Source organism: Capnocytophaga endodontalis (assembly GCF_002209445.1).
Lineage (GTDB): Bacteria > Bacteroidota > Bacteroidia > Flavobacteriales > Flavobacteriaceae > Capnocytophaga > Capnocytophaga periodontitidis.
Genome location: NZ_CP022022.1, coordinates 511,817 through 533,922, shown reverse-complemented (window position 1 = coordinate 533,922; position 22,106 = coordinate 511,817). Strand labels below are relative to the sequence as shown.

General features: G+C 41.1%; 23 protein-coding genes and 2 pseudogenes. 6 read left to right on the top strand and 19 right to left on the bottom strand.

Annotated features, from left to right (window positions below):
• Positions 1-25: 25 nt before the first annotated feature.
• The 4 genes from CBG49_RS02575 to CBG49_RS02560 form a co-directional block, all read right to left on the bottom strand.
• A complete protein-coding gene (locus tag CBG49_RS02575; protein ID WP_157668354.1) occupies positions 26-460 on the bottom strand; it encodes a hypothetical protein in 435 nt (144 codons plus the stop codon).
• A 188-nt stretch (positions 461-648) separates the two neighbouring features.
• A complete protein-coding gene (locus CBG49_RS02570; protein WP_088593250.1) occupies positions 649-987 on the bottom strand; it encodes a carboxypeptidase-like regulatory domain-containing protein in 339 nt (112 codons plus the stop codon).
• A 94-nt stretch (positions 988-1,081) separates the two neighbouring features.
• The gene (locus CBG49_RS02565; RefSeq protein ID WP_088593249.1) at positions 1,082-2,293 is read right to left on the bottom strand and encodes a beta-ketoacyl-[acyl-carrier-protein] synthase family protein; all 1,212 of its coding nucleotides are present in this window, start codon (positions 2,291-2,293) and stop codon (positions 1,082-1,084) included.
• A gap of 210 nt (positions 2,294-2,503) precedes the next feature.
• Positions 2,504-3,517: an Acg family FMN-binding oxidoreductase gene (locus CBG49_RS02560; protein ID WP_088593248.1), complete on the bottom strand. Its 1,014-nt coding sequence runs from the start codon at positions 3,515-3,517 to the stop codon at positions 2,504-2,506.
• Positions 3,518-3,651: 134 nt separating this feature from the next.
• On the opposite strand from CBG49_RS02560, the gene CBG49_RS02555 reads away from it, so the two are divergent.
• Both CBG49_RS02555 and CBG49_RS02550 read left to right on the top strand, forming a co-directional pair.
• The gene (locus CBG49_RS02555; RefSeq protein ID WP_088593247.1) at positions 3,652-3,930 is read left to right on the top strand and encodes a hypothetical protein; all 279 of its coding nucleotides are present in this window, start codon (positions 3,652-3,654) and stop codon (positions 3,928-3,930) included.
• A 3-nt stretch (positions 3,931-3,933) separates the two neighbouring features.
• A complete protein-coding gene (locus tag CBG49_RS02550; protein ID WP_088593246.1) occupies positions 3,934-4,464 on the top strand; it encodes a hypothetical protein in 531 nt (176 codons plus the stop codon).
• Here CBG49_RS02550 and CBG49_RS02545 read toward each other — a convergent pair.
• The 15 genes and pseudogenes from CBG49_RS02545 to CBG49_RS02475 all read right to left on the bottom strand — a co-directional run bounded on the left by CBG49_RS02545 (position 4,461) and on the right by CBG49_RS02475 (position 17,824).
• Positions 4,461-4,988 carry a Crp/Fnr family transcriptional regulator gene (locus CBG49_RS02545; RefSeq protein ID WP_088593245.1) on the bottom strand — a complete coding sequence of 176 codons (528 nt, stop codon included), beginning with the start codon at positions 4,986-4,988 and terminating at the stop codon, positions 4,461-4,463. The genes CBG49_RS02550 and CBG49_RS02545 overlap by 4 nt on opposite strands.
• Positions 4,985-5,149, bottom strand: a pseudogene (locus tag CBG49_RS16335) (L-2-amino-thiazoline-4-carboxylic acid hydrolase); the annotation flags it as partial. The pseudogene CBG49_RS16335 and the gene CBG49_RS02545, both read right to left, overlap by 4 nt.
• A 9-nt stretch (positions 5,150-5,158) precedes the next feature.
• Positions 5,159-5,398: pseudogene (locus tag CBG49_RS02535) on the bottom strand (Crp/Fnr family transcriptional regulator); the annotation flags it as partial.
• A 179-nt stretch (positions 5,399-5,577) separates the two neighbouring features.
• A complete protein-coding gene (locus tag CBG49_RS02530) occupies positions 5,578-6,114 on the bottom strand; it encodes a DUF6922 domain-containing protein (RefSeq protein ID WP_088593244.1) in 537 nt (178 codons plus the stop codon).
• A 117-nt stretch (positions 6,115-6,231) separates the two neighbouring features.
• Positions 6,232-7,155: a DUF3078 domain-containing protein gene (locus CBG49_RS02525; protein WP_009413043.1), complete on the bottom strand. Its 924-nt coding sequence runs from the start codon at positions 7,153-7,155 to the stop codon at positions 6,232-6,234.
• Positions 7,156-7,176: 21 nt separating this feature from the next.
• The gene (locus CBG49_RS02520; RefSeq protein ID WP_009413044.1) at positions 7,177-7,500 is read right to left on the bottom strand and encodes an iron-sulfur cluster assembly protein; all 324 of its coding nucleotides are present in this window, start codon (positions 7,498-7,500) and stop codon (positions 7,177-7,179) included.
• A gap of 69 nt (positions 7,501-7,569) precedes the next feature.
• Entirely contained in the window at positions 7,570-7,992 is a 423-nt protein-coding gene (locus CBG49_RS02515; RefSeq protein ID WP_088593243.1) for a SufE family protein, read from the bottom strand.
• 85 nt (positions 7,993-8,077) lie between these two features.
• Positions 8,078-8,650 (bottom strand): hypothetical protein, encoded by a 573-nt coding sequence (locus tag CBG49_RS02510; protein ID WP_088593242.1) that lies wholly within the window; start codon positions 8,648-8,650, stop codon positions 8,078-8,080.
• On the bottom strand, positions 8,647-9,315 hold the full coding sequence (locus tag CBG49_RS02505) for a hypothetical protein (protein WP_088593241.1): 669 nt from the start codon (positions 9,313-9,315) through the stop codon (positions 8,647-8,649). Before CBG49_RS02505 ends, CBG49_RS02510 begins: the two co-directional genes overlap by 4 nt.
• Before the next feature lie 59 nt (positions 9,316-9,374).
• Positions 9,375-12,428, bottom strand: a complete 3,054-nt coding sequence (locus CBG49_RS02500) for a leucine--tRNA ligase (RefSeq protein ID WP_088593240.1) — start codon at positions 12,426-12,428, stop codon at positions 9,375-9,377.
• 291 nt (positions 12,429-12,719) lie between these two features.
• Positions 12,720-13,685, bottom strand: coding sequence for a pentapeptide repeat-containing protein (locus tag CBG49_RS02495; protein ID WP_088593239.1), 966 nt, complete (start codon positions 13,683-13,685; stop codon positions 12,720-12,722).
• A 20-nt stretch (positions 13,686-13,705) separates the two neighbouring features.
• A complete protein-coding gene (locus CBG49_RS02490; RefSeq protein ID WP_236854633.1) occupies positions 13,706-14,941 on the bottom strand; it encodes a PAAR-like protein in 1,236 nt (411 codons plus the stop codon).
• A gap of 83 nt (positions 14,942-15,024) precedes the next feature.
• Positions 15,025-16,191 carry a dicarboxylate/amino acid:cation symporter gene (locus CBG49_RS02485; protein WP_088593237.1) on the bottom strand — a complete coding sequence of 389 codons (1,167 nt, stop codon included), beginning with the start codon at positions 16,189-16,191 and terminating at the stop codon, positions 15,025-15,027.
• Positions 16,192-16,266: 75 nt separating this feature from the next.
• Complete coding sequence (locus CBG49_RS02480; protein ID WP_088593236.1) at positions 16,267-17,451, bottom strand: helix-turn-helix domain-containing protein; 1,185 nt, start codon at positions 17,449-17,451, stop codon at positions 16,267-16,269.
• Between the two features lie 22 nt (positions 17,452-17,473).
• Complete coding sequence (locus CBG49_RS02475; protein ID WP_227002936.1) at positions 17,474-17,824, bottom strand: hypothetical protein; 351 nt, start codon at positions 17,822-17,824, stop codon at positions 17,474-17,476.
• Between the two features lie 118 nt (positions 17,825-17,942).
• Here CBG49_RS02475 and CBG49_RS02470 point away from each other — a divergent pair, with 118 nt between their 5' ends.
• The 4 genes from CBG49_RS02470 (at position 17,943) to CBG49_RS02455 (ending at position 22,106) form a co-directional block, all read left to right on the top strand.
• Positions 17,943-18,356, top strand: a complete 414-nt coding sequence (locus CBG49_RS02470; RefSeq protein WP_088593235.1) for a hypothetical protein — start codon at positions 17,943-17,945, stop codon at positions 18,354-18,356.
• A 122-nt stretch (positions 18,357-18,478) separates the two neighbouring features.
• Entirely contained in the window at positions 18,479-19,063 is a 585-nt protein-coding gene (locus CBG49_RS02465; protein ID WP_088593234.1) for a Uma2 family endonuclease, read from the top strand.
• 81 nt (positions 19,064-19,144) lie between these two features.
• Positions 19,145-19,726: a Uma2 family endonuclease gene (locus CBG49_RS02460; protein WP_088593233.1), complete on the top strand. Its 582-nt coding sequence runs from the start codon at positions 19,145-19,147 to the stop codon at positions 19,724-19,726.
• 208 nt (positions 19,727-19,934) lie between these two features.
• Positions 19,935-22,106: a glutamine synthetase III family protein gene (locus CBG49_RS02455; protein ID WP_088595243.1), complete on the top strand. Its 2,172-nt coding sequence runs from the start codon at positions 19,935-19,937 to the stop codon at positions 22,104-22,106.

Sequence of the window (22,106 nt, the reverse complement as noted above, 5' to 3'; positions counted from 1 at the left end):
TTCAGGGGTTAGGATAGTGTGATAATTATCTCACTAGTATATCTGTTAATAAGCTTTCTTGTGAGTATTCTTCTGTTTGATAATTATTTTCAGAGGAAAAGACATACATTTCAAAGAATTTACCAAAGATTTCTCGGTTGAGAGGTACAGCTACTTTTTTTGTTTTAGAAAACAATACTAAATTATTGTTATACTTTTCTAAATAAGATAAATAACCTTCGTTCACCCATTTTTTTAACAATTCTTGATTATGGGAGTTAAAACTTTCTTCTAAAGATGTTAAGTATATTTTCAGTATATTGAAAGCCTCAGGAGAAAACAAATGTTTTACAGCATTGAGTTTGTTTTCTGAATATTTGAAAAACAATGTATGTTCATCAGCCATTATGAGAGCAATGCTCAAACGGTCGGAGGACAATATATTAGGTTGTAAATCTATTGTACAAAGGAATGTGTTCATTTTTTAAAAGTGTATTAAACGATTTGTATATTCTCTAAAAATGCCAATCAAGGGTCAAATTAACTTATTGATTTAAAACATCCCCCCCTCACATACTCCGCTCTTGCAGACTTCCTTCAAAGGGGGAGGCGCGATGCAAAAGCGATAACATTCTGTTAATCAGGGATTATTATTTTTCAACTCTTGATTCATATTTTTAATTTAGATATATAAATTATTTTTCCTTTGAAAACTTCTTGTTGTTGTTCACCATTTTGTATTTGAATAGAACGAATAGTATCTTTCTTATAACCTTCTTTTTCAAAAATAAGACTTGAAGATACATTTTCTAACTTCTTCATACTAAAATATCCTTTTTCATTGGTTGTCGTTTCGTGGTTACTTTCTAATTCTATTACTTTAACATTTTGTAAAGGTTTTCGGGTAACAAAATCATATACATAACCAGTGTAGAATTCTTTTTTATTGTAGATATTACAACTTAGTGTTATAATATAAATAAGTAGGAAACAAAATATCTTATTCATTTTAGTTAACCAAATGAGACTTTTTACATCTTACCTCGTACGGAAAGGTGTAGCGATACAAATTTTGCAAATCAATTATGATAGACTATAATTCTCAAATTTTCTTGATTACCAAAGCTGAGTTTGTACCGCCAAAGCCGAATGAGTTGCTCAAAAAGGCGTTGATAGGGCGCTCCATAGTTTCGGCGATGATGTTGAGTTTAGCAGAAGCTTCATCAGGGGTTTCAAAATTGATATTAGGGGCTATAAAGCTGTTTTGCATCATCAGTACGGAATAAATCACTTCGCTGGCTCCTGCCATCCAGCACTCGTGTCCGGTCATTGATTTGGTGGAACTCACAGGGATATGGCTGCCAAAAATCTCGTGTATAGCCTTTGCTTCGTTGGCATCGCCTATGGGGGTAGAAGTGGCGTGTGCATTGATATAGTCGATTTCATTAGCTTGCATACCTGCATTTTTGAGGGCGCGCGCCATCGCACGGGCAGGTCCTTCTACATTGGGGGTAGAGATATGTCCGCCATTAGACGAAAAGCCATAGCCTACCACCTCAGCGATAGGGGTCGCCCCGCGCCTCATTGCCGATTCGTAACTTTCTAACACCAAAGTAGCTGCGCCCCCACTGGGCACTAAACCGTCTCTATTAGCATCGAAAGGACGTGAAGCCAAAGCAGGCTCTCCCTCGCGCATTGAGAAGACCCCAAGACCATCAAAACTGCCCATACTATACTTGTTGATTTCCTGAGCACCGCCGCAAATCACGCAGTCTTGCATACCGCTTTGGATAAGCAAATAACCCAAACCTACTGAGTGTGAGCCACTGGCACAAGCGGCGCTAATGCTCATATTTACCCCGCGCAGTTGGAAGAGGGTAGAGAGGTTCATCGTTACAGTGGAGTTCATCGTGCGGAACACCGCTCCAGAGCCTACGAGGGTAGTGTCTTTCTTTTCTCTTATCTTGTCATTGGTAAGAATCACCGACTCGGCTACACTGTCGTTGCCATAGAGGATGCCCACTTCGTTTTGCTGTAAGAAATCGCTATCGATACCGGCATTTTTAAGCGCTTCGAGGGTTGCCATATAGGCAAATTCGCTTTCTTGTCCCATAGAAATACGCTCGCGGCGACCCAAGAGACCTTTGAGGTCGGGGTTTTCTACAAAGCCTGTGAGGGCAGAGCGATAGCCATATTCTTTGCGTTCGGGCAAGAAAACAATACCCGATTTACCTTGGTATAACGAATCACGCACTTCGCCCAGTGAAGTGCCTATGCAGGAATAAATACCCATTCCGGTGATAACTACTCTCATAAATTCAATTAGTAAATTAGAAAATTAGCAGATTAGCAAATGTAGGGGCAAAGGTAATAAATATTTACGAATGACGAGTTACGAATGACGAAATTAGGCGTTAGAAAATGTATAGGGGCGTTTGCAAAACGCCCCTACAATGTAATTGAAAGTAACTGATTATCAAGGTAATCAAATTTACCAAAAGTGCGAGCTGCACAGATTTGCAAATTACCTCATCACTTCCTTAACGTCTTTTCTTTTGGAGTATGCGACGGGTTTGGCATAGCCGATACGCAAAAGAATTTGAGGATAGACGTTGTTTTCAGTGAGTTTTTCGCGTAGAGAAGTATTTACTTCAGGTACTTCACACGGCTGATTGAGGTAGGCGTGAGCGATGCCTGCTTGGGTGAGCAAGAGCAAAAAGCGTTCGAGGGTGCGACCGGTGGCTATCCACGTGGGGATATCGTTTGTAGCAGTAGTGATGAGTACCATATCCGAAGAGGATTGAATCTTTTTCAGGTCGGTTTTGTTTTGGGTTTTTGCTTTGAGGCTTCCTTTTACAATAGGCTCTGTAACCCAACGGGGTAAATTAGGTGCCCCGAGTACCGCATAACTGAGTCCGTCGTGAGTGCTTTCAGAGTGTTTTTTGTTGAAGCGAATCCACGAAAGGAGTTCATTTTTAAAAGCAGGATCGGACATCTGAGCGGTATTGCCTTGCAAGACGGCATCGGTGAGTTTCTTGAAGAGCGAAGTGCCATTGGCAAAAGTAAAGATACCCGTTGCTCCTGTTTGTTCCACAAGGCTTTGCAATAGCGCAGGGTCGATGCGTTTGCCGTCGTACACCGAGCGGTTGGTTTGTCGTTTTTCAATCACACTTGCCAAAGGGTCAGGGGTAACAGCTTCTGATTTTTGTAAGTCAATGGTGATGACCCCCTCGGGACTGAGGGTTACATTAGTTTGGTACTGTAGCTCAGAGGCTTTGATACAGAGGTTTTCGAGCGCACAACCCAAGCTGATGAAGAGTTCGCGATGCTGACCATCGACGGCGGGGAGGGCTTTCTCGAAGTTGGGTTTGATAACGATACTGTGATCGGAAGTTTCAAACCACCAAGGCTGAGAGTTATGACCTGAAGGTGCTTGTGTAGCAGCCTTGATAAGGGTCAAAAAGTCGGGATTTTGGGCGGAAGCTTTAAGGGTAGCAAGCGCCATCATAAACGTGATAGGTAACATTTTTAAGTTCATTTTAGTTTGTATTTGTTTTACGCTGCAAAGTAACGCCGAAAAAACGCCAAAAAAATGAACTTAGGTTAAGAAATGCTTTTGGCAGTATAAGAATAAAACCATAACTTTGCAGAAAAATAATTCATCATACCAAAATGAAAGCAGAAGAAATAAAAGCTCTTTTTAAGAAATTTGAGGAAGCCGCCCAAGAAGTAGAAGGCATAGAATGCTGGAGTGCCAGAGAGTTACAAACCTTATTGGGGTACTCTCAGTGGCGTAATTTTGAACTTATTATTCAAAAAGCAAAGGTTTCCTGCAGTAGTGTAGGCGAAAATATAGCCTATCATTTTGCTGACGTCAGCAAAATGGTCTCTATAGGCTCAGGTACTGAAAAACAAATAGATGACCTTTTTTTTAACACGCTAAAGAAATAAGTAATGAACATCATAGAACTTATTAACCTTATCAAGCCTCGTCCTGAATTATTTATTGGCGAACACGATATATTCTGCTTAGAAGCTTTCCTAAATGGTTGGTATTATCGCAATCAAGAAGAAGAGGTAAAAGCCAATATACTCTATAAAGACTTTTACTATTGGTTACGCAAGAAATATCATCTTAGGGATAGTAGAGGCTGGGCGGATATACTCTTCTACAAATTCAAGACTAAAGAAAAGGCTTTAGATGCTTTCTTTGAACTATTTGACACCTTCTACCAAGAACATATCTCCAGAGACTTTTTTGGCAAAGTGAAATGGCTTATCATCACATTAGAAGATGAAAACTATAATAATTTGGCTCATTTGCTGAAAGAGGATTTAAAGTACACTACCTTAGGAACAGAGCTTTGTATGAAATTACGGTTTCGCTTGACTACAATCCTACAGGAAAAAGACACATATCCAAGAGTTTATTTCTCTCTTGTGGAAGAATTATTGAAAGAACTCAATGAGAAAGTAACCTTTTAGAAAATTCTTTTCCTAATCCTGCTGAGCGCTTGAGGGGTGATGCCAATATAAGAAGCGATATATTTTAGGGGGATATTTTGGATGAGTTTAGGGTCTTTTTCCAATAGATTGCGGTAAATCTCTTCGGGTGATTGCAATAAGAACTGCGCCTCGCGTTGCATCTTTTCAATGAGCAGATGTTCCAAGATATCAGCTTTTATTTGTAAGTATTCTTGCTTTTCAATGAGGTGTTCCAAGTGTTCACGCCCTATTTTATAGGCAGTAACCTCTTTGAGTGCTTGAATAGAGAAGAGCGAAGGTTCACGCTTTACAAACGAGGCATACGACATAAAAAACTGCTCGGCAAAGAGGATATCTACGGTAGTTTCCTTGTCGGTTGTGGGGTTGTAATAAAAGAAGCGCACGATGCCCTCGCTGAGGTAATAGAGCGAGTGCTCCACATCGCCTGCACGGGTGATGAGGGCATCTTTATCGAAATGTACTTCAGTAAAATACTGACTGAGGAAATCGAGGTTTAGGGTCATTGTATATCTTCTGTTTTTTCTTCTTTTATAAACCACATTTGGCAGGTATTGCCCGTAGCAAAAGTAGTGGGTCGCGCAAAATGTAAGTTGTGTAGCTCTGTTTTAATGCCCTTTATCCAACCGCAGTCTACTTGGCATATAATTCTCTGTAAATCTGTATAACTAAATTACTCTGTAAAGAAGTAATTTTCAAAAGCTATCCAACTGGTGTATTCCTCGCCATTATCATCGTAAAAGAATATCCTAAGAGCCCCTTTGTTTACAAAGTAATAATGCTCACACACTTGTCCGAAGTCCAACAACAAGGTATCTTTAACAACGCTCTCTTTTTGGAAAGCCTCTCTAAGCATCTGTTCCTCTATTTTTAGTTTAGGAATTGTTTTTTGTATGTATGCAATAAGTTTCTCCAAATCTTCTGTAATTCAGCAATAGTGTATAAGGCAAAAGTAGTACTATTTTTCTAAATACCAACAAACTAAACAAAAAGAAAATATCCCAAAAGTTTTTGTATGTAGCGTTTGTAGCACATACTCAATTATTGCAGTTTTTCTACATAACATACTGCAAAATCTATTGATTATCAGAGTAATCAACTTATATAAAGGTGAGAGTTAACTGATTGAATACTTCTAAAAGTAATGGGGATACTGTATTCAGGTAGATTTTTGAGGCTTTCATTAGTTAATTTTTGATGTAATTCATTTAGAAGTTTTATTACTTCTTCTTTGCCATAAAAAGTTAGTATTACTTCTTTTTCTTGAGGACTTCCTCTTTCAAATACACGTCTTACAACAGCCTTTTTACTCTTTATCCAGTCTATTTGATCGAAATTGGTATCCCAAAATAGTATCCTACTAATTTTAGATACATCAGGTTTGGGTTTTGGAAGTTTGTTTAAGGCTAATTTTTTGTTGTAATACTCTTGTAACTTTAAAAAATAATCAGGGGTTGTACCAAATTTTTGTGCTAAAACATTAGAAATTTTAGGAGTGATTTGATCTAATGACTGCAAAGAGAGTGCTGTATCCTTTAGAAATTGCTCAAGTTCAATAGCTGATTTCTTAAGCTCTCTCAGGATAATAGCGCTGGGGGGTACTCCTTTTATTTTCTCTAATTCTGGCAACATATATTTAAAATATGACTACAAATGTACTATTATTTTTTTAAATACCAAGATACACAATAAAAAAAGGACTGCCCTAATAAGACAGTCCTTTTGTAATTTGTAATTCGTCATTCGTCATTAGAATTTGTAGCTTAAACCTAATCCTAACAATTCACGGATTTGGAAAGCGCGTGCAGCATCGTCGTCGTAGATGGCTTGGAAAGTAAAGTTAGCTGATAAGTATTTATTTACTTTCATCACTACGTTAGCAGTGTAATCCAAATCTATATTTTGTGGTTTATCTAAATAGTTGCTGTACAAGCTGAGGATGTTCTCGATAGATACGTTTTCCCATACATTAACTTTAGCATAGCCGTTCAAGTAGAAACCGAGTTCGTAACGGATGTTTTTATCGTCTTCAACACCGTAGAAGTTATGAGTGTAGTGAGCTCCTGTAGGTGAAGTAAATTCCTTGCGTGCAGTAGTAATTTTAGAAGTTGCAGGCGCGATGTTCACTTTTAGGTTGTCACTCTTTTTCCACAACATACCAGGACCAAATTGCAAGTAACCTGGGGAGAGCAATTTGTTGATAAGCGTGCGGTTTTGGCTATCTACATACTTGTAACCATCGGTCATTTGAGTTTTGAAGTTCAAGAAGAATGAGTAGTACCATTGAGGGTTGTTCAATTGGTAACCGAGTACAGAGTTTACTTCAAAACGGTCGGTGGTTTTTTTAGTATATTCATCGCCATCTACTTTGGTGAGACCATAGTCGATGAAGATATTGTTATCCCAAGCCCATTTGTCTTTTTTGTAGTTGAAAGCATAGCTAACAGCGAGGTTAGCAGCAACGTTGTTAGAACCACCACCAGTCCAATCGTGGTTGAAAGCAGCTTGTGAGAACAACAATGAAGCGCTACCACCTTTTGTCCAACGAGGAGCAGGAGCTTCTTCGGTAGGGGCAGCTGTAGGATCTTGAGCTACACCGCCATTAGTTTCGTCTTCCTGAGCGAAAGTAGCTACTGAAGACAATAATAGAGCTGAAAATAAAAGTTTTTTCATAAGTGATTTATTAAATTTAGTTTACAAAAGTCCTAATTCGAGTTTTGCGACCTCGCTCATCATATCTTGATTCCAAGGGGGGTCGAAGGTAATTTCTACAAGTGTTTCGTGTACTTCGTCAATGCTTTGCACCTTTTCTTTCACTTCCATAGGGAGAGATTCGGCGACGGGGCAATTGGGTGATGTGAGGGTCATTAGTATTTTCACATCGCGGTCTTCGTTCACGAAAACGTCGTAGATAAGTCCGAGTTCGTAGATATCTACAGGAATCTCGGGGTCGTATATGGTTTTGAGTACCTCAACGATTTTTTCGCCGAGGACTTCGGTGTTTATGATTTCGTCCATCTTTTTTTAGTTATTAATAAAGCCCCCGTTCCCCCGAAGGGGGACAATCCGCAAAAGCGACAACTGGAGCTAATTCTTTTTTTCTAACTCCTGCCGAGCGTATTGTTTCATTTGCTGAATCATACTTACTAAGCCGTTGGCGCGGGTGGGTGAAAGGTGGTCTTTAAGACCGATTTTATCGATAAAACTCACATCGGCGTTGAGGATATTCTCGGGGGTTTGATGAGAGAATACTCTTATTAAGAGAGCGACAATACCTTTGGTGATAATCGCATCGCTATCGGCGGTGAATACGAGTTCGTTACCTTGCTTTTCGGCGTGTAACCACACCTGACTTTGGCATCCTTTGATAAGGTGATTTTCAGTTTTATATTGTTCGTCTATTAGAGGCAACGACTTGCCGAGTTCTATGAGATATTCGTAACGTTGCGTCCAATCTTCAAAGAATGAAAACTCTTCAATAAGCTCATTTTGAATATGTTCGATAGTCATTTGCAATAAATTAGGGGGCAAAGATAAAAAACAATTAACAATTGACAATTAACAATTAACATTTTTAACAATTAGCAGTGGTGTTTTAAAGCGTTTCGATTTGTACACTGGGGTTGTAGAGCTTGATAATCGATGCGAAATGCTGGAATAGCTCTTTTGTCATTTTGGCAACATCGGTAGTATTAGGCGTTTTGATAAAAGTCATTCCTCGTTTTTGTCTGTTATAATACCTCCAACTCAGTATTTTGATAGTTGTAGGGTTGATTTCTTTGATATTAAAAAGGGGAAACAAGTAGAGTTTATCTCTACAAAACACAAATGGAGGGTTGTATTTCATCAAAGGGAACAAATATTTTTGGGTATTGAGCAACTGCTGAAAATCAGTATCCGACATTTGCGCAATGAGTTCTTGTTGGTTTTGAATTTTCTTTTTTAATACGTGATAGCTAAAGTAGAACGCTAAAATTTCGGCGACTGAGATTGCCAACAAAAGGTTGTAGATGTGAGATTTATCTGGAATGAAATAGAAGAATAACCCTACAAAAAACGCTATTGTAGCAATGAGAGTGCAGGCAAAGAATACAGCTGCTTGTTTGATATATTTGTTTTGGTTTTTGATATATTGCTGTCTTTCGGAAGAGAGGAGAGTATTGTTCATTTTAGTTTTGGATTATACTGTTCAACGATTTGCAAAAAGTAAGGAAATGCTTCTCGAGGCATCATTATCATTGTTCGTTTGGGAGCTTTGAGGGTTACCGAGACACCATTTTTGGATCTTCCCCAGTTCATATTGGTAATTTTGGTAGGGTCAATCTCACGAATTGCAAAGAAAGTAAAGAGATATAACTGATGGTTACACAATACAAATGAAGTATCGTATTTATTGATAAACGGTAATCTCTCTTTTATTTTGAGGAGTAACTCAAAATCACTATCGCTCATTTGTTCTACCAGCATACGCAGGGCTTTTTCATTGCGTTTGAACACGTAAGAAAGGAGGTAATAAGCTAAAAAACCAATCAAGAAGATTATCAAAGGTTCTACTATCATTTCATTGGGGTATAATACATACCATTTAGCTGTATTCTCTTGAAACATCAATATAAAGTAGACGAGTGAAGGAGCGACAAATATTACAAAGAAGATACTTACAAACCAGAGACGGAACTTATGCACCCCTTTCAAATAAACCTCCCGCTTTTGTGACAGCTGGTGCTGAGGGCGATAAAGTGCCAAGCGCTCTTCAAAGGCGTTTTTGCGTACCATCACAAAGTACATAATAACCCCGAGAATGGGGAGCATCAAGAGAAATAGTGTATCCATAATTTTGATCAAAAAAAAGAAAAAGTCATTAATCACTAATGACTAACGACTTTTTATATTTACATTACGATATTGATAATCCTATTAGGTACTACAATGACCTTTTTAGGGGTGTTGCCTTGTAACTGTTCTGCAGTTTGAGGATCGGCGAGAATGGCTTGCTCTATCTCAGCAGGAGTCATACTGGTAGCATAAGCGCGTTTGAAGCGCACTTTACCGTTGAACGATACGGGATATTCCTTACTGTCCTCTTGCAAATACTTATCCTCGTGTACGGGATAAGGTGCATAAGTTACACTTTCGGCATTTCCGAGCCTTTTCCAGAGCTCTTCGGCGATATGTGGAGCAAAGGGTGCTACTAGTACCGCAAGAGGCGTTAAAACGTCTTTATGGTGGCATTTTAGCGTTGATAGCTCATTCACGCATATCATAAACTGACTCACCGAGGTATTGAATGAGAAATTCTCGATATCTTCATTTACCTTTTTAATCGTTTTATGCAGTGCTTTGAGCATCTCGGGTGTAGGGGCTTCATCGGTTACTTGCCAGCCATTATCATTGAAATACAAACGCCATAGCTTGCGCAAGAAGTTATATACCCCCGAAATACCTGCCGTGTTCCAAGGTTTGGCTTGTTCCAAAGGTCCTAAGAACATTTCGTAGAGGCGCAAAGTATCCGCACCATATTGTTCGCAAATATCATCAGGGTTTACCACGTTGTATTTAGATTTCGACATCTTTTCTACCTCGCGAGCACAGAGGAAATCCTCCCCCTTTTCACATACTCGCTCTTCGCGACTTCCTCCCAAGGAGGGGGTGTAGAGTGCACCATTTTCTAAAATAAACTCGGCATTAGCAAATTCTTTGCGCCACGTTTTGAATTTCTCAATATCTAATTCATCAGAAGTATCTTTGAGGAGAGAAACATCTACGTGAATAGGTTGGATAATAGTATTAATTATTTTTCCTGAGAGTTTTTTCATAAACTCCACCCATTGAGGATATTTAGGGAAAATCTTCTCTAATAAAACAATCACCAACTTATCATCCTTGAATTTCTTTGAAACAAATATAGGAGGAAAGTTATTAGATGAAAGCTCTTTTACTTCAACTAAATTCACTTCATTACCTTGCTCATCTTTCACTTCCCATAACACTCGGTATGCAAAGGCACTCATACCCAATATCATCCCTTGATTTATCAGTTTTTTGAAAGGTTCTTCGGTAGGAGCAAAACCGCGGTCTTTGAGGAATTTGTTCCAGAAGCGAGAGTATAACAAGTGTCCTGTGGCGTGTTCGCTACCCCCTACGTATAGGTCTACGTTTTGCCAGTAGTCTACTACGGGTTTGGTAGGGAAAGTTCCACGTGCGTCTTTTTCCATCATATACTCTAACCAATACCAAGAAGAGCCCGCCCAACCTGGCATAGTATTCAATTCTAACGGGAATATGGTTTGATTATCAATAAGTTCGTTGCTCACTACCTTATGGTTTATGGTATCCCACGCCCAAGTAGTCGCATTGCCCAACGGTGGGTTACCCTCTTCGGTAGGGAGGTATTTCTCTACTTCGGGTAGGAGAATAGGGAGGTGCTCCTCTCCTATCATCTGTGGCAAGCCGTTTTCATAGTATACTGGGAAAGGTTCGCCCCAATAACGCTGACGTGAGAAGACAGCATCGCGGAGACGGTAATTCACCTTGGCTTTGCCGGCGCCCTTGGCTTCTAAGGCTGCTAACACTTTGGCAACTGCCTCGCTAAAGTTAGAGCAACCATTGAGAATATCGGAGTTTTGGTAAGTCATTCCCTCTTTGTCAGTAAAGGCATTTTCTGAAATATCTTTATCGAAGATATTAATCATTTCTGGCATTCCTTTAGCCCCTTTGAAGTGTTTAGCAAAGGCATAATCGCGGTCGTCGCCAGCAGGCACTGCCATAACAGCCCCTGTACCATAGCTTGCCAATACATAATCACCTATCCAAATAGGGATTTGCTTTCCGGTGAGTGGGTGTACGGCATACGCTCCTGTAAATGCCCCTGATACGGTTTTGGTATCCGCCATACGGTCGCGCTCTGAACGTTTGGCAGTAGCTGCTATATAAGCCTCTACCTCAGCACGTTGCTCCTCTGTAGTGATTTGCAATACTAAGGGGTGTTCGGGGGCAAGGGTAAGGTAAGTAACGCCAAAGAGGGTGTCGGGGCGAGTGGTGAAGACCTCGACTTTGTGCTCGCCTCTGGCGAGCGTAAAATTGATAGAGGCTCCTACTGATTTCCCTATCCAGTTGCGTTGGCTTTCTTTGATGCTTTCACTCCAATCGATGGTGTCTAATCCTTGCAAGAGGCGTTCGGCATAGGCGGTAATGCGCATACTCCATTGGGTCATCTTCTTGCGAATAACAGGGTGACCACCACGCTCGGATACACCATTGACAATTTCATCATTGGCAAGTACAGTTCCTAAGGCAGGACACCAGTTTACTTCGGTCTCTGCCAAATAGGTAAGTCGGTATTTGAGGAGGATTTGTTGTTGCTGTTCTGATGAGAAAGCGCGCCACTGTTCCGCAGTGAAGGTGGGGGTATCATCATCGCAGGCAGCATTTACCTTGCTATTGCCTTCTTTTTCAAAGAGTGCAATGAGCGTTTCGATAGGCTCTGCCTTGTCGGTTGCGTTGTTATACCACGAGTTGAACAACTGTATGAATATCCACTGGGTATGGCGATAGTAATCGGGATCGGAAGTTTTCACCTCGCGACTCCAATCGAATGAGAAGCCTATCTTATCAAGCTGCTCGCGGTAACGAGCGATGTTCTGCGCGGTAGTAACCGCAGGGTGTTGCCCTGTTTGGATAGCGTATTGCTCGGCTGGCAGACCGAAGCTGTCGTACCCCTGAGGGTGCAACACATTGAACCCTTTGTGACGCTTGTAGCGCGCCACGATATCGCTGGCGATATAGCCCAGCGGATGCCCTACGTGTAAGCCCGCTCCTGAGGGATAAGGGAACATATCAAGCACATAGTACTTGGGTTTGGTACTGTTGTTTTGGGCTTTGAAAGTTTGATGTTTAGCCCAATATTCTTGCCAAAAGGCTTCTATTTCTTTGTGATTATATACCATAGGTGTTAGGTTTCAGGTGTTAGGTATTAGGGTGCAAAGGTAGTGTATAATTGATAGATATGCAAATTTGGGGTGAGAGTAGTGGGAATAATGGGAGTAATGGGGTGCAAGCCGCACGGGCAATTTTTTGGGGAGCTACAAGCTCTATTTATAGTAGGCACGAGCTACAAGCTCGCGCCAGCGGGGAGTAATGGGGTGCGAGCCGCACGGGCGGTTTTTTAGGTAAGAGATAAGAGATAAGAAAATAGGTTTTGGCGAAGTTTTGGGACTTTGCCAAAACCTATTATAACCTTACTTTATTCTGCAATTGGTGGCTTCTGCTGCCTCGCAAACAAGGTCGTAGAGTCGCTGTGCAAAGACAAAACTTTCGGGTTCTTTAGGGTGCGTAAAATCCTTAGGGTGAGCGAATGTATAAGGTGTTCGAGGGTGCGAACGATAAAACGATTTGGCATAACGCATAATCTTTTCATCATCGCTCGCTTTTGCTTCTACCAGCTCGCAAAGCTTATTAAAAAAAGCTTCTGTGAGATGTACCAAACAGTTGTTTGGTGAGGGCTTCACGCGGTCTAAATAGCAATCTGCAAAGCTACTCATCATCACTTCAGCCTGAGAGAAATCTATACGATCAAAGCGATTATCTACCTCTTCGGGAGTTACGTAGCCTTTTTTCCATTTTTCAGACCCCATCTTTAGACCGTCAAACGAACAATCATACAGCGTTCCTTTAAAAACACAATCTTCTAAAGGAGAACCCCAAAAGTTGATTTTTCGCATTTCGCCTTCAAACAAACAGTCTTTTATCAGGTCGCAGTTAAAAAATAGTTTGGTGTTTTTCTTGCGTATGCCTTTAAATGAGCAAGATTGTAGGATGCCATAAAAAGTATGGTCTTTGATCGTGCAATCATCAAAAGAGCAGTGTTTAAATATCATTGTACGAGCAAGACTCGTATCAAAAAGCGTCTCGTTGAAGATACAGTTTTCAATCGTACTAGGGTTTTCATACACTTCTGAAACAAGTAAGAAATTAAGCCATTTTGAGCCCGAAAAATCGCATTTTTGCATTCCCGTGATAGGGAGTTCGAAGTAATCGTAATAATACTTATCATGAGAGTATTCTAGTTTTATCCCACAAAAGTCCTGCAAGCCTTCTTCGGTAAGTCCGAAGGGAGACACACTGAGGTTTTGAGTTGCTGTAAGCACCTCTTGCAAAGTGGGATAAACATCCCAACGTTTTTTGAGTTTTATGGATATTGCCATAGGATTAATTTGCCAATTCTCTAATTTTTCTTATCTTTCCAAACATCGGGATTGAAGTAGTAAGTAAGTCCTACTTGGTAGACTACATTTTTAGGTTTGTCATAAAACATTTTTGATCTTGGATCTGTATTATTTGTTATAGGGTTTCCTGAGTCTGCTACACTAATTTCTCTCCAATATCCCATACAACCATTGGTTAAAGGGGTTCTATAGGGAGTATCTTCTCGAGCGCGTTTTACTTCTAATCCTTCAAAAGCTTTAAATATTTCTATAGCTACAGCTTCTTCAAACTCTGAAGAGGATTCTTTCCCTAACTGTATACTATGAGCTTGTTTGCAGCCCAAGTATAATAAAGTCTCTAAAATACAAGGTTTGGCATTATCGCTCATATTTTTCACTTGTGTAGAAGTCCATTCAGAATTAAGTTTTCTAAATCTGTCCCACAAAGGCTTTCGCCAAGTAATGTACAAAGTGTTTTGGCTACTACCTACTTTATGCCAAGTTTTTCCATCATCCCAAGAACATTCTACCGTAAGTACAAAATTTTCTATGTACTGTACGCTATTTTTAAAAGGGGTATTTTTACTGATAAATGTTACTGTAAACTCATCACATTTTCGCTTGCCTTTAGCTCTTTTAGCCTTTCGTTCTTTGAATAGATATTTTTCTCCTCCCTCACCTTGCTGTTGTAGTCGTAAAAGAGGTACTTTTTCAATAGCTTCATCACTTATCACTTGAAAGGTAGTGGTAAGTATTAAGGGCTTATTACTTTCCCAAGTAAAAGGAATACTTTCGGGTTTTATAGTGCTGTAATCATCGGGGTTTTCTCTGAGAAACAACCAGTGATAACATTCGTTATTATCCGTAAGTACATAAAAGTTTTTGTAATCCACAAAATCGGTTACTTCATCACTGCACACATCATACTTAGTGTGAAAAGCAAGTTTGGTAAATTGTATTTCAGCTTCGGTTTTAGCCTTATCACCATAAGTTTTTACGCCCGAAACTACTGGAACTTCTCCTATTTGCCCCGTAGTATTAAATTTAATCGTACCACCCATAGCACACTTTATAGTAGAGCGATTGGTAAGGGCAGGATGTTCATCAAAATAGAGATCTTTTTTATAGTTTTCCCAATTACCCAACTTAATATTGTTAACACAAGGTTGTTTGGTTATTTTGCATATACCAAAGTCGAATTTGTTTTGTATAGGGTCATTATCAATAGTAGAGCACGACGTTTTATCGCCCAGCATTACACCCTTATCTTTTGCTTTTATAGGGCAGGGGAGAGCTCCTGCAGTGCAATGTATAGAGCCTCTCCCCTGACACCAGACCTCTATCTCCTATCCCCTCTCTTCGCAATTCTATCAACAATCAGTGCTACAGCACCGTCGCCAGTAACGTTGCAGGCAGTGCCAAAGCTGTCCATAGCGATGTAGAGAGCAACCATCAGTCCTTGCATACTCTCGTCAAAACCGAGGATAGTGTTCAGTACTCCTAAGGTCGCCATTATGGCACCTCCAGGAACACCAGGAGCAGCGATCATCACCACGCCTAACATCAGTATAAAGCCGGCAAAGAGAGAAAAATCGTAAGGTACCCCTTGGAGCATCATCAATGCAAGGGCGCAAGCAGTGATTTTCATTGTACTCCCCGATAGGTGAATGGTGGCGCAAAGCGGAATGACAAAGCCTGCGATGCGTTGTGAAATCCCTAATTTTAGCGATTGTCGCAACGTTACAGGTATGGTAGCTGCCGAGGATTGAGTACCCAAAGCAGTAGCATACGCAGGTAGCATTGTACCCAAGGCTTTGAAAGGATTCTTGCCCGAAATACCCCCTGCAATAAGATACTGAATGATGAGCAAGCAAATGTGCATTACAAAGAGGATTACAATTAGTTTGAAGAATACCTTCATTATAGCAACCACTTGTCCGCTATAAGTAATTTCAGCAAAAATACACAAGATGTAGAAAGGTAATATAGGTATAATGGCTTTGATAATCAACCATTTGATAATATCGCCAAACTCGCGTATCACATCGGTGAGTTTAGATTCTTCGTTGAACGATAAACCTATCCCTATGATAAACGAGAAAACTAAAGCACTCATCACATCGGCAAGTGGGGGCATTTCAATCGTAAAATAAGGTGCAGATTTCACACTGTTTTCAGCAAGAGAAGCGAGTTGTTCGCCTTGTAAGAGTGAAGGGAAGATAGCCTCGCCCACTAAATAAGTAGAAAAACCTGAAAACAGCGTAAAAGCATAAGCAATCCCTACCGTGATGAGCAACAATTTGCCCGCATTCTTGCCTAAATCGGCGATAGAAGGCATAATGAGCCCCATCATAATCAAGGGGATAGCAAACTTGAGAAAATTGCTAAATAATGATTGAAAAGTGAGAAGTATGCGGTATAACCATTCTGGTGCATAGTTACCGAGGAGTACCCCTAAAAGAATACCACAAATCACCCTCACGAGAAGATTGTTGAAGATTTTCATAGCTCACTAATATTTTATAATTAATTGAAAGCGACAAAAGTATAAAATAATTAGCAAATTAGCAAATTTTACCTCTCAACTTAAAAATTCACTTGGGGTTTTTCCTTTAAATTTCTTAAAAACCTGATTGAAAGAAGATTTAGAGTTAAACCCCGCCTCAAAAGCAAGTCCTAAGAGATTAAAACTCTTGTCGGTATCTTTTTTAGCCAAATCGATAAACTCTTCCACGCGGTAGCTGTTCACAAAATCGTAGAAATTCTTTTCTTCGTATTGGTTGATAATTTGCGATAGGTGATTAGGCAGTACGCCTAACCTTTCCGCTAATTGCGCTAAAGAGAGTTTAGGCTCGAGGTAAGGTTTTTCAGTTTGCATTAGTTGTAAAAGCTGTTGGTGTAGTTCGGGCGCTTCTTCAGCTTTCAATCCCGATTTGCGATACTCTGGCGCTTTAGTCTCCTCTTCAAAGTTATTAAAATTCTCTACTTCCTCCACCTTGTCAGTCCCGTCCAACTTGTCTGAGAGATTTGTTACCCTCCCTGCACCACTCGCACTAAAAATCCCCTGATAGCGTATGCCCCAAAAACCAATCGCAAAAATAAATAATATAAACAGCGCAAAGGCTATGATTTCTATATTAAATCCTGTGTCTATTTCTAAAGAATATTCTACCACATACACCGTTACCAATACAGCTACAATAGCCACAAAACCTAACAATAGCAACTGCAACCACTGCAAGCTAATCCCCTCATTATAGCCAAAATTCTCACCTATCACCCGCTCATAGAGGTTAATTTTCCGATAAGCTAATACAAAATACACCCCACTCACTACTACAAAAGTAATAAACGAAAGTGTAAAAAACCACTGATAATCACTGTGATAATCAGCACTATCAGTTATTGCCTTTTCTTCTGCTGAATAGCCAAATAAAAAGGGGAACATCACTATATAGCCCAGTATAAAGGGTAGGAAGTGCAAAGTGTCGCGCCAATGAAAACGTTGGTCTTCACGCGCGCACACCGATACGTACAAATACAAAAAAGGCGCAAAAAGCATCGGGAAAGGATGGGTAACTCCTACCAAATGCGGGTATTTCTCCCAATAACCCAAATAGTGCAGATAGTAGTTCAGCAAGTAAACACCAATGCACATAAGCCATACCCCCAATACCTTGTCAGACAACGATGGAGATTTTTTAGAAAACAGCAGTATCGCTAAGAAAAAGCACAAAAAGATGCCAATAACAAAAAGACTACTCATAATCCACTAAACAAATTTACAATCACCGAAAATGTGCGCCCCTAAAGTAGTTATCTCCCTTAAAAGGAATGGAGTATCCCCAGTAAAATTCGATAGCATTCAGGAGTGTAATACCTACACGGGGTGTTATTGCTTCAGTATTTACTGAAACACCTGCTCCTACAGGCAAGATAAAGAAGGCATCGGCACCTGCAGCAGCCAAACCACTGGCATCTACATCTATACTATTGAGTGAAGCACCTACAAAAACAAAACTCTTGTTGCTGTTAGTATGTGTGTAAGCAGTGCGTATACCCCATCTGTCAAGAGGTTCCATTAGTTGCGCTTCTGCCCACAAAGGTAATAAAAGCAATAAGGAGACTAATAATTTCATAAACTACATAATTTATGGCAAAGGTAAGAATATTTTTCTATCTCCTTGCTTTTTTGCTCATTATGTAATACCTTTGCATTGTCTAACTACTAACAACTAGCAACTAAATAATAAAACAATGAAAAGAACAATTTTAACACTATTGATTGCACTTGCTATTGTAGCTTGTAGCAAAGAGGACATTAAGAAAATGGAAGGCAAAGTAGATGTAACTCTCTACTTAAAAGACACCAATGGTGCCCCTCTAAAAAATTGGGTAGTCTACGCCTACGACCAGTGGGCTTGGGAACACAAAGGTGGCTCAAAACCCACTTTCCACGCCAAATCAACAGCAACCGACGATGAAGGGAAAGCAATTTTCACCCTCAGTGTAGATAAATTTGAAGAGCGTGAAGTGTATCATTTTGTAGTCTATTACAACCAAAACAAGCAGAACCTTTCAGGTGATGATGTGACTGAAAACACTTTGAAAACCAGCAAAGCCGTTACCCTCAAATCAAAGGACAACGCCCCTATTACATTACAGTTGTAGGAGGTTAGGGGTCAGGTATCAGGTATCACGGGGGGCAATGTTAGCCTTGTCCGACCCCCGTCTGCCTTATCCGCCCTCGTCCACCTCATCTGACCTCGTCCAATAAAACTAACAACTAAAATATGACTATAACAAACATCAATCAGTTAGACCCTATCAATGGGCTGTATACCTATGCAGAGTACCTGCTATGGAAATTTGAAGAACGTGTAGAGCTCCTCAAAGGAAAGCTCTTCAAGATGTCAGCACCCTCTCCTGCACATCAGGTAGTACAAAGTAATCTAAATATAGAATTAGGATTATATTTCAGAAATCAAAAATGCCAGATATACCCAGCCCCCTTTGATGTGCGTTTGCCTGCAAAAGGCGAGACAGGTGATGCTATCCATACAGTGGTACAACCCGACCTTTGTGTGGTATGCGACCGTACAAAAATTGACAGCAGAGGCTGTATAGGAGCCCCTGATTTGGTAATAGAAATCATATCACCAGGTAATTCAAAAAAAGAACTTAAACAGAAGTTTAAACTCTACGAAGAAGCAGGAGTACGTGAATATTGGGTGATACACCCCACAGAAGAATATGTAATTGTAAATGTATTGGAAAACAACCACTATAAAACGCTCAGCCCCATAGTAGATGATGAAGTGCATTCGGTGATATTTCCCACCCTAAAAGTACATACAAAAGAGATTTTTAGGAATTAGAGATTAGGTTTCAGGCATCAGGTTTCAGGGGATAGTGTCCGCCCAATCCACCCCCCCTCATTCACTCAATAAAATTAAAATATGACGATAACAAACATCAATCAGTTAGACCCTATCAATGGGCTGTATACCTATGCAGAGTACCTGCTATGGAAATTTGAAGAACGTGTAGAGCTCCTCAAAGGAAAGCTCTTCAAGATGTCAGCACCCTCTATCAACCACCAGAGGGTGTCGAGAAAACTATCTACTAAGATAGACAACTATTTAGAAGGCAAGCGGTGTGAAGTCTTTGCAGCGCCTTTTGATGTAGTGCTCAAAAACCCTAATGGAGAAGATAATACCGTATTACAACCCGATCTTTGTGTAGTGTGCGACCCCGAAAAGCTCGCCGATGGCAAACGCTGTTATGGAGCCCCTGATTGGGTACTCGAAATCGTCTCCCCCAGTAATGTAGAAAAAGAACTAAGCAAAAAAATGCATATCTATGAAGAAGCAGGGGTGGCAGAATACTGGGTGCTACGTCCCGAAGAAAAGGAATTAGATATCTTTGTACTACAAGATAATGGCTATATAGGACTCAAACCGCGCTTTGCAGGCGAAGTAGTATCCCCACAAAAATTCCCCGACTTGCAGATAAACCTAAGTGAGATATTTAGTAGTTAGGTTTCAGGTGTCAGGTCTCAGGGGATAGGATGCGTCACTACACTTTGGCAAAGTCTAAAACTTTGCCAAAGTTGATATGCTCGTCGTGCTACGACCTTTGCCAAATTTGATATTAAAAACTGCGTCCGCCTCATCCGACCAGTCCGCCTCGTCCGCCTCACTCAACCTTTTTAATAAAACTGCCCGTGTGGCTTGTTACCTATTACCTATGCTAAGATTCACCGCTCTTACTACCGCACAAAACCGTAAACCGGTGGCGGTACCCGAAAATGGCAAACGCTCCGAACTGTTTGCCCAAAATGTATTCAACGAAGAGGCTATGCGCCAACTGATGACCCGCGATGCCTTTGCCGCTGTAATGAACGCCATCCACAATGGCACTAAAATCGACCGCCGCGTAGCCGACCAAGTGGCGACCGCTATGCGCGATTGGGCAATCTCCAAAGGCGCTACCCATTACACCCACTGGTTCCAACCTCTTACAGGAGGTACAGCTGAAAAACACGACGCTTTCTTTGAGCCCGTTACTCGCGACCGCGCTATCGAACGCTTCGGGGGCGGACAGCTCGTTCAACAAGAATCGGATGCTTCCAGCTTCCCCAATGGCGGTATTCGCAATACTTTTGAGGCGCGTGGCTACACCGCTTGGGATCCTTCTTCACCGCCTTTTGTATATGGCACCGTGCTTTGTATCCCTACAATCTTCATCGCCTATACGGGCGAGGCGTTAGACAATAAAACGCCTTTGCTTAAAGCTCTTAGCGCTCTCGACCAAGCAGCTACCGAGGTAGCCCGCTATTTCGACAAGAACGTGAGCAAAGTAACCACTACCTTAGGCTGTGAACAAGAGTACTTCCTCATCGATAAAGCCCTTGCCAATACCCGCCCCGATTTGATGATTACCGGTCGCACGCTCTTAGGACATCAAGCGGCGAAAGGACAACAGTTGGACGATCACTATTTAGGGGCAATTCCAAGCCGTGTATTGGCTTTTATGCGCGATTTGGAGCAAGAGTGCCTATTACTCGGTATCCCCGTAAAAACGCGCCATAATGAGGTCGCGCCTAACCAGTTTGAGTTGGCACCTATCTTTGAAGAAGCTAACCTTGCTGTCGATCAAAACTCTTTGCTAATGGACGTGATGCGCAAAGTAGCCGAGCGCCACGACTTTGTAATCCTATTCCACGAAAAACCCTTTGCAGGGGTGAATGGGTCGGGCAAGCATAACAACTGGTCGCTTGTTACCGATACAGGCGTAAACCTCTTAGCACCGAGCAAAACGCCTATCAAGAACCTGCAATTCCTCACTTTCTTCATCTGTACTATCAAGGCAGTATGTGAGTATGAGCCTTTGTTAAGAGCCTCAGTGGCATCGGCGACTAACGATTACCGATTAGGTGCCAACGAAGCACCGCCTGCCATAGTATCGGTGTTTATAGGCGAACAGCTTACCCAAGTGTTGGACGCCTTAGAAGTATCCTCTGATAACCTATCTCCTGAGGAAAAAACCGAACTCAAACTGAATGTAGTAGGCAAAATACCCGACCTCTTCCTCGACACTACCGACCGCAATCGCACCTCGCCTTTCGCCTTTACGGGCAACAAGTTCGAGTTCCGCGCAGTGGGCTCTAAAGCCAACTGTGGCAAGCCTACAATGGTACTGAGCACCATTGTAGCTCAGCAACTCACCGACTTCAAGAAAGCCGTTGATGCGCTTATAGAGGGGGGCAAGAAGAAAGAAGATGCGATCTTTAAAGTGTTGCGCCGCTATATTAAGGAAAGTAAAAAAATACGCTTTGAAGGCGATGGTTATAGCAAAGAATGGGAGGAAGAGGCTGCCCGCCGCGGACTGTCAAACCATAAAACGACACCAGAAGCACTCAAAGAAAACATCAGTGAGAAGGCTGTGGCTTTGTTTGAAAGTACAGGAGTACTCAGCAAAGTAGAACTTTTAGCGCGTTATGAAATTGGCTTAGAAGAATACGTGAAAACCGTGCAGATAGAATCGCGTGTATTAGGCGATATAGCACTGAACCACGTGGTGCCAACAGCCGTGCGTTACCAAAACACCCTTATTGAGAATGTGAAAGGCTTAAAAGAAATATTTGGCGATAGCTATCAAGAAGTCGCTGCCGAGCAATTAGAGCTCATACGCCATATTTCCGAGCATATCAAGGTGATTCACAGTCAGGTAGAGGCAATGGTAGAGGCGCGCAAGCACGCTAATCACCTTCCCGATTTTGAAGCCAAAGCCGATGCTTATTGCACGCAAGTAAAACCTTTCTTTGAGGTAATACGCTACCACTGCGATAAACTCGAACTTATGGTAGACGATGAACTTTGGACACTCACCAAATACCGCGAATTGTTGTTTAACTAA